The sequence below is a fragment of the Coleofasciculus sp. B1-GNL1-01 genome, from assembly GCF_040220235.1.
Taxonomy (GTDB): Bacteria; Cyanobacteriota; Cyanobacteriia; order Cyanobacteriales; family Coleofasciculaceae; genus Coleofasciculus.
In genome coordinates this window covers 85,537-92,711 of record NZ_JAVJTO010000135.1, presented here as the reverse complement: position 1 = coordinate 92,711, position 7,175 = coordinate 85,537, and the positions used below count along the sequence as shown (strand labels likewise).

Annotated in this window: 7 protein-coding genes and 1 tRNA gene; 6 read left to right on the top strand and 2 right to left on the bottom strand. The window is 45.8% G+C overall.

The genetic code is table 11. From position 1 onward, the window contains the following. Positions 1–213, bottom strand: a 213-nt coding sequence (locus RID53_RS31845; RefSeq protein ID WP_446391910.1) for a helix-turn-helix domain-containing protein, incomplete at its 3' end; no start/stop codon positions are given. Positions 214–310: 97 nt separating this feature from the next. On the opposite strand from RID53_RS31845, the gene RID53_RS31840 reads away from it, so the two are divergent. Together RID53_RS31840 and RID53_RS31835 are read left to right on the top strand one after the other, a co-directional pair. After that, positions 311–478, top strand: a complete 168-nt coding sequence (locus tag RID53_RS31840) for a hypothetical protein (protein WP_446391909.1) — start codon at positions 311–313, stop codon at positions 476–478. 352 nt (positions 479–830) lie between these two features. After that, positions 831–1,115, top strand: coding sequence for a YggT family protein (locus tag RID53_RS31835; protein ID WP_446391908.1), 285 nt, complete (start codon positions 831–833; stop codon positions 1,113–1,115). Between the two features lie 14 nt (positions 1,116–1,129). On the opposite strand, the gene accC is transcribed toward RID53_RS31835, so the two are convergent. Beyond that, positions 1,130–2,485: an acetyl-CoA carboxylase biotin carboxylase subunit gene (gene accC / locus RID53_RS31830; protein ID WP_446374317.1), complete on the bottom strand. Its 1,356-nt coding sequence runs from the start codon at positions 2,483–2,485 to the stop codon at positions 1,130–1,132. A gap of 158 nt (positions 2,486–2,643) precedes the next feature. Here accC and RID53_RS31825 point away from each other — a divergent pair. The 4 genes from RID53_RS31825 (at position 2,644) to RID53_RS31810 (ending at position 7,142) form a co-directional block, all read left to right on the top strand. Then, a tRNA-Leu gene (locus RID53_RS31825) sits at positions 2,644–2,725 on the top strand. A gap of 464 nt (positions 2,726–3,189) precedes the next feature. Further along, positions 3,190–3,570, top strand: a complete 381-nt coding sequence (locus RID53_RS31820; RefSeq protein ID WP_446391907.1) for a hypothetical protein — start codon at positions 3,190–3,192, stop codon at positions 3,568–3,570. A gap of 191 nt (positions 3,571–3,761) precedes the next feature. Beyond that, the gene (locus tag RID53_RS31815; protein ID WP_446391906.1) at positions 3,762–4,556 is read left to right on the top strand and encodes an alpha/beta fold hydrolase; all 795 of its coding nucleotides are present in this window, start codon (positions 3,762–3,764) and stop codon (positions 4,554–4,556) included. A 144-nt stretch (positions 4,557–4,700) separates the two neighbouring features. After that, positions 4,701–7,142 (top strand): adenylate/guanylate cyclase domain-containing protein, encoded by a 2,442-nt coding sequence (locus RID53_RS31810; protein WP_446391905.1) that lies wholly within the window; start codon positions 4,701–4,703, stop codon positions 7,140–7,142. Positions 7,143–7,175 lie beyond the last annotated feature (33 nt).

Sequence of the window (7,175 nt, the reverse complement as noted above, 5' to 3'; positions counted from 1 at the left end):
TCTGCCTTTATATTGAAGTTTTAAACTTTCCACACCCTGAAAAAGCGCTTGGTTTTTCCATTGGCTTATAAAACTGTGAGAAACTTTTAATAGTTCTTTGACTTCACGATATGATTTTCCTTCCAAAATCATTTTCACCGCCAAAGCCCTCTTAATTTCTTTGGGATCTTTTGTCTGATTGATAAAATCAGCTAGTTCATCTATAATGTTCATTTTGTGTCTTTTCCCTAGGGATGTATTATTACTATTATATCTGTTGCGACCTATTTAGGGCTGCTATATTTAAGAAATTAAGTTCAAGGAAAAATGGATGTTTATTTACAGAAAAATAATTCTTGAACCCATTGATTATGAAGTCATTGATAGTGATGACTTAAAACAGAAAGTGCAAGCCGCTTGGGAGAATTTCATTAGCAGATATTTACCCGTTATTCGAGAGTTAACAACTCAGTTGTTTGAAACTGAATTGTCATCCTAACTTTTACCTGAATACTGACTTCAATTATAGATAAGTAAATAGACTTTCTTTAAAGTTTGCTGTTTAGATTAGGGAACAGGCAACAGGCAACAGTAAGAATTTGAGGCTGGTTAACATTTCTTCCTACAGCGGACAGAATTTATGTCTAGGAACTTAAGTATTTCAATGCTTTGATGCTCATCGACGGTGGCGACGCGATCGCTCTCTCGACCCAAATGTTAATCACCCTGGAGTCCGCTCCCTCTTGGGAGGAACGGATATCCTACCCTATCCCTGATAGTAGTTCATCCCAGTCTTGCGTTAGACTGGCTAACTGATTTCCATACTTTTCTGTGAAATTAGGAATTGTCTCATGAATACTGTGACACTGGCAACATGGATTCTCAGCCCTTTACTGGGACTGGCTATCTTACTATTCATCTTCCGGATTATCCTTACCTGGTATCCTCAGATCGATCTCAACCGCTTCCCCTTTAATCTGGTTGCTTTGCCTACCGAACCTTTTTTAGTCCCAACCCGCAAACTGGTGCCGCCCATTGGGGGTGTGGATATTACGCCGATTATTTGGGTTGGGATTGTTAGCTTACTGCGGGAGATTCTTGTCGGTCAGCAAGGATTACTGACCATGATGCATTGACCGTCCTGACGACTTTAGGATTGGGCAGTTGCCATCATTTGCTCAACAAAATTCGTATAAACATCACCACTGAGAAACGCTGGGGTTTCTAAGATTTTTTGGTGGAAACTCAGCGTGGTGGCAACCCCAGTAATCGCACATTCGCGCAGGGCGCGTTTCATGCGGCGAATTGCGGCATCGCGGTTGGGTGCCCATACGATTAACTTGCCGATTAATGAGTCGTAATAGGGGGGAATTTCATAATCGGTATACACATGGGAATCCATCCGCACGCCGGGTCCTCCGGGTGGCAGATACCCACTAATCCGCCCCGGTTGAGGACGGAAGTTGCGATCAGGATCTTCGGCATTAATCCGACATTCAATCGCATGTCCCTTAAGCTTTACTTGGTCTTGAGTCAGTTTCAAGGGTTCGCCTTGGGCAATCCGAATCTGTTCGGCAATTAAGTCCAATCCTGAGATCATCTCGGTGACAGGATGTTCCACTTGAATGCGGGTATTCATTTCCATAAAGTAAAAATTACCCATGGCATCCAGAAGAAACTCAACCGTACCCGCCCCGACGTAATTAATCGACTTGGCAGCCATGACAGCAGCCGTTCCCATTTTTTCTCGCAGTTCTGGGGTCAAGGCGGGACTGGGGGCTTCTTCTAAGAGTTTCTGGTGACGCCGTTGAATGGAACAGTCTCGTTCTCCCAGATGAATCACGTTACCATAACTATCGGCAAGAATTTGAAACTCAATATGGCGGGGACGGACGATAAATTTTTCCAGATAAAGTCCTGGGTTGCCAAAGGCGGCGTCGGCTTCCCCTTGGGCGGCTTGAAACAGGCGACTCATGGCACTCTCATCAGGAACCAAACGCATCCCTCGTCCGCCACCGCCTGCTGTGGCTTTAATCATCACCGGATAACCGATGTCTTTGGCAAGGGTTATGGCTTCCCGTTCACTACTCAACAATCCCTCACTTCCGGGTACGGTGGGTACTCCTGCCCGTTGCATGGTTTCCTTGGCAGTGGATTTATCTCCCATCGCCCGCATCGCTTCCGGTGATGGACCAATAAAAGAGATTTGATGATCGGCGCAAATTTCGGCAAATCGGGCATTTTCTGCCAAAAAACCATAGCCGGGATGAATGGCGGTGGCGTTGCGCGTCAGGGCGGCGGCAATAATGTTGGGAATATTCAAGTAACTTTTGCTACTGGGCGCTTCACCGATGCATATAGCTTCATCCGCCAGTTGTACATGGAGGGCTTGTTGATCAATGGTTGAGTGAACGGCAACGGTGGCAATTCCCATTTCTTCACAGGTTCGGAGAATTCGCAGGGCAATTTCCCCACGATTGGCAATTAAGATTTTGGCAAAGTCCATAAAACAGCGCTGCTATATCCGTATTCAGTAGGATAAAGGGGATTGTCACCTTTGGTGGCATCCTTGAGGAATCATTAGCGACGTTCTTTGGTGGGATTTCAATAAAATTGTCGGGAAGTCGTAATTTCTCAAAAGAGTTGATATAATAGGTTAGCCATGCGGATGTGGTGGAATTGGTAGACACGCACGCTTGAGGGGCGTGTGGCGTAAGCCTTGCGAGTTCGAGTCTCGCCATCCGCACTCCCTGGTGTATAAGGGCATCGGGAAGTGACTCGCTTTTTTTGTCCCTCCCAGCTTTGTCCGTCCCAGCAGGGTAGCCGCAGAAAAGAGGTGCGATCGCCTGCGTTTGGGTGCAGAGAAAATTTAGGATTGAAAGTCACCCCAGATTAGGGGACGCTTGTATAAATAAGACGTTTGACAAATCTTTAAGGTTTCTTTACATTGCTAAAGGGTAATGGCGTGGGTGGGAAAAATCCCCAGCCCTTTAGGTTTCAGCGCCTGTGAGAAAGGTTGCTGGTAAGCTTTCTAGTCAATTTCTGGACTCGGGCGCGATCGCACCTTTCTCCGGAAATGGCTATGTTGCGGTTGAAGGTGAATACAAGTAAATCGCAAGTAAGCGATGTAGCTATTTAACAATCCGTAATACAATAGTTGATAATACTCAACAAAATTGTGCGGTTGACAACAATAGGGAGGTGAAGTTTATGTCTACAGTTTCCAAGGAGCCAAACTTCATGCGAATCGATCTAACCGATAATGTTTGGGTCAATACCCTGATTCCGAGTGCTAACCATGCTGCGTTGCGTTGTGGATTTGCCGGATATCCAGTGAATCCGCGTTGGAATGCTGCCAAGTTTAAGGCATGGAAAACTGGGCGTCAGTGGCGAGAGGCATTAGCACAAGGCGAAATGGCGGTGCGTTCTCACGATTCTATGTTAGTTCCGGTTTCTGAGTTACATGAGGATGGTTTAGAGGAGAAAGAAGCGAAAGCTTCAGACTCGCAACCCGTTGCATCTACCAATCATTCACGGTTTAAGTTTCCATTGAGACCTAAACAAATATTAGCCGCATTCCACGCTGTCTGAGAAAGACAAATTTTATATGCAGGATTTTCAGGGGAGAGACGCGATTAATCGCGTCTCTCATGGTATTTGAGTATCTCCTCGTCCTTTGTCATGCATTGAAATTGGGTATTTCCTGTTGCCTATTGCCTATTCCCTATTGCCTCTCCCCACCACAAGACATTCAGCAGCCCCTACATTAGAAAACCCCGCTTATGACCACAAGTGTATTAGAACGCAATCATATTAACATCCTCGGTAATGGCACTCAGACGATAATTTTCGCCCATGGCTTTGGTTCAGATCAAACCGCTTGGCGTCATCAAGTCGCCGCCTTCGCCTCTGACTATCGGATTGTCCTTTTTGATCATGTTGGTGCCGGAAAATCCGATTTTTCTGCCTACAGTCCCCACCGCTACAGTAGTCTCTATAGCTATGCTGAGGATTTACTGGAAATCTGTCATGAGTTAGAACTTACAAACACCATCTTGGTCGGTCACTCAGTCAGTGGTATGATTAGCTTGTTAGCCGCGCTGACCGATCCTTCATGCTTCAGTCAGCTTGTTTTTGTCGGTGCATCTCCTCGGTATCTCAACGATGTGGGATATGTGGGTGGGTTTGATCAGTCTGACCTAGATGCACTCTATGGGGCGATGTCAGCGAACTACTATGCTTGGGTGAGTGGTTTTGCCTCCATGGTGATGGGAAACCCTGAACGTCCGGAACTGGCAACAGAATTTGCGAATACTCTGACGGCTATTCGTCCAGATATTGCTCAAGCTGTTGCGCGAGTTATATTCCAGTCGGATCACCGGGATGAGTTACCACGCCTGAATGTACCAACTCTGATTCTACAATCGAGTGATGATGTTGCTGTACCTCCAGAAGTGGGTCAGTATATGTCAGATAACATCCCTGAGAGTCGGCTTGTCAATATAAAGGCATGGGGTCATTTACCTCACTTGAGTGCGCCAGATACAGTAACCCAAGCGATCGCGGCTTGTCTTTAGTTCTTAACTTAAAAGGTGTTGAGATAACAGGAGTTCGTAGTCGGCATCCTTTGTGCTAGAAGTGCTTTGGCTCTGATGACAAACACTCTATGTCAACGACATTCTTCTTCTTCACTTACTTATTGTTAATGCTCATTGTTGTCCTTGGCTCATCCCAATCAGCTTCCTACATTTAGGCGATTTTTAATCGGACTATTGCTGATTCTGGTTGGACTAGATACGCTTAATTCCAGCAGAATCTCGACACTGAGTCTAGGATCGATTGTCTTTACTGTCATCGTTTTGTTTCCTCTACCTGCTTGGGTTCTGAGTCTCTTCACCGCCACAAAAACGGGGCAAGATAAGGGAGTAGAGGAGCCGAGAAGCCGAGGAGACAAGGGAGATGGGGAATCAATTCAAAACCCGGTTCTCGATGAGCGAAGCGAAGGGTCAAAACTCAGACGCGCCATGGCACGTCTCTACATTCAAAACTCAGACGCGCCATGGCACACCCTCAACACTCAAAACTATGCCAATCTCCGATCGCTGTCTGTAATCGGGTTTATTTTGATCGTTGGCTGGCTGCTGGTTAGTCGGTATGCCTACTTATGCCCTTGGCTCATAGGAGTGAGTTTGGCGATCGCATCGGGTTTGGTGATGCGTCGTTTCCTGTTGGAGATTGAATGGAAATTAGCAGCAGGTTCTGTACTCGCCGCGATCGCACAATCAGATACGAATACTCCTGATCAGCTTCTTGAGCAGGTTACAGGCGTGTTGTATGAGTTATTCCTAGCCGACGCCGCGATCGCACTGCGTCAACTCGATCAGGTAACGGCTCAATCACTTGTCAGTTTCCCACCTACAGCCCTACCGGATAAACTGACAACACCGAAACTCTTTGCTGAAGCCCTAACCCAAAACCGCACCCTATTCTATGAGAATTATCCCGCGACGCCCAAAGCAGCCCCTGTGCTTGTCGCTAAAGGTACACAGTCTCTAGCGATACTCCCCCTGCGAAAGGAGCAAACGACACAGGAGCAAGGTGCTATCTTATTACTCTGGTATCGCCAAACTGATTTGCCCTCCTATCAGCGTCATTTCCTAGATTTACTGCTGGGAGAACTTCACACCCTCCTACGTCTGCAAACTACTACGTTTCGCCTCGAACAACTCCAATCTCGCTACAATGCCATATTAGAAATCCCTCAGGGCGTCGTCTTTGTCGATATCAGTGGCGGACAAGGTTGGCTAAATTCAGCCGGAGCAAAACTTTTGGGATTAAAACCGGGAGACGTGGAACCGAGTGCGATCGCCCAGGCGATGGCAACCTTACGCAGCAGCGCGGATAATCAGGAGGAGATTGCTAAACAGGCGGCACAGCTTTTTTCCCAACCGGATGCCGAAATTCACGACTGGATCTGGACATTTAGTCAACCCAAATCAGTGGTACTGAGTATCTCAAGTTTGCCGACTTACGGTCAAGATATTCAAGGTCGCCTCTGGTTGTTTAATGATATCACTGAAAAATATTTGGCTCAACAAGCATTAGCTGAACGTACAACCCAACTGGAAACGGCGAATGAACAACTGGAAACCGTTAATGATGCATTACGATTTACGCAGTTTTCAATTGATCGAGCGGCTGATGCAATTTTCTGGATTGGGCAAAATGGAAAGCTATTGTATGTCAATTATGCCGCTTGTCGGTTGCTGGGGTATCCCCTGAATGATTTGCTGTCGATGAAAATTCATGAAATTGATGCTAATTTTACAGCTCAGAGTTGGTCAGATCATTGGCAGATTATTCAACAATGTGGTTCCCTCTGTCTTGAATCTTATCATCGCAGTAAAACGGGTAAACGTATCCCCGTAGAAGTGCGAATTAGTTATTTGGAATTTAACGGCAAGGAATACAACTGTGCCTTTGTCCGTGATATTACTGAACGCAAGCAAGCGGAGAAGGCATTGCGTTGGGAACAGGAGAAAGCTGATCGTTTATTGTTGAATATTTTACCCAAACCCATTGCCGAGCGATTAAAACAGGAAACCTGTCTCATTGCCGATCGCTTTGCCGATGTGACGATTTTATTTGCCGATATTGTTGGTTTTACCGATATTTCGGCTCGGATGCCACCCGCACAATTGGTTTTCTTATTAAATCAGATATTCTCCCGATTTGATCAATTAACCGAAAAGCATGGGTTAGAGAAGATTAAAACAATTGGCGATGCTTATATGATCGCCAGTGGTATTCCTACTTCTCGCAAAGACCATGCTGAAGCCATGATCGAAATGGCATTAGATATGCAAATCGCCATTACTCGCTTTAACCAGTTTCAGGAGGAAAAATTCTGTCTGCGGATTGGGATCAATAGTGGTCCTGTTATTGCTGGAGTAATTGGCACCAAGAAATTTATTTATGATTTGTGGGGAGATGCGGTCAATACTGCTAGCCGCATGGAATCTCATGGCATTCCTGACAAGATTCAGGTGACTGAAACGACATACAAACTCTGTAAGGACAAGTTTTTATTTGAGCAGAGGGGTCAAATTCCGATTAAAGGTAAGGGAGAAATGACAACTTATATATTTATTGGTCATAAATAGATTTCTCCCCTGCTGCACTAGGTTGATTTGACG

Coding starts and splice junctions, on each gene's coding strand:
- RID53_RS31840 (WP_446391909.1), top strand. CDS start 311: ATGTTTATTTACAGAAAAATAATTCTTGAACCCATTGATTATGAAGTC.
- RID53_RS31835 (WP_446391908.1), top strand. CDS start 831: ATGAATACTGTGACACTGGCAACATGGATTCTCAGCCCTTTACTGGGA.
- accC (WP_446374317.1), bottom strand. CDS start 2,485: ATGGACTTTGCCAAAATCTTAATTGCCAATCGTGGGGAAATTGCCCTG.
- RID53_RS31820 (WP_446391907.1), top strand. CDS start 3,190: ATGTCTACAGTTTCCAAGGAGCCAAACTTCATGCGAATCGATCTAACC.
- RID53_RS31815 (WP_446391906.1), top strand. CDS start 3,762: ATGACCACAAGTGTATTAGAACGCAATCATATTAACATCCTCGGTAAT.